The 319-nt window shown below is 70.5% G+C and carries 1 protein-coding gene; it reads left to right on the forward strand.

Annotation, left to right across the window (positions count from 1 at the left end; translation table 11 throughout):
• Position 1 precedes the first annotated feature (1 nt).
• Positions 2 to 319 (forward strand): phage major capsid protein (locus ABGI63_RS25945; RefSeq protein ID WP_349745382.1); only part of this gene is annotated, 318 nt, incomplete at its 3' end.

The following is a 319-nucleotide window of genomic DNA, read 5'->3' on the forward strand; positions in this document are numbered from 1 at the left end:
CGTGAACGGCTCCGGCGTCGGTCAGATGCTCGGCATCCTCAACTCCCCGGCCCTGATCACGGTGCCCGCCGAGGGTTCGCAGACCGCCGACACCATCCACGCCGACAACATCATCAAGATGTGGACGCGCATGCCGGCGTCGGCCCGCCGCCGCGCCGTCTGGCTCTGCAATCAGGATGCCGAGGGCCAGCTGATGCAGCTCGGCTCTGTCGTCAAGACCGCAGCCGGCACTGCTGTCGGCGGCATGCCCAGCTACCTGCCACCGGGCGGCCTTTCGGCCAGCCCCTACGGCACGCTGCTGGGCCGCCCCGTGGTGCCC

The organism is Roseateles cavernae, from assembly GCF_040187885.1.
Classification (GTDB): Bacteria; Pseudomonadota; Gammaproteobacteria; order Burkholderiales; family Burkholderiaceae_C; genus Roseateles_E; species Roseateles_E cavernae.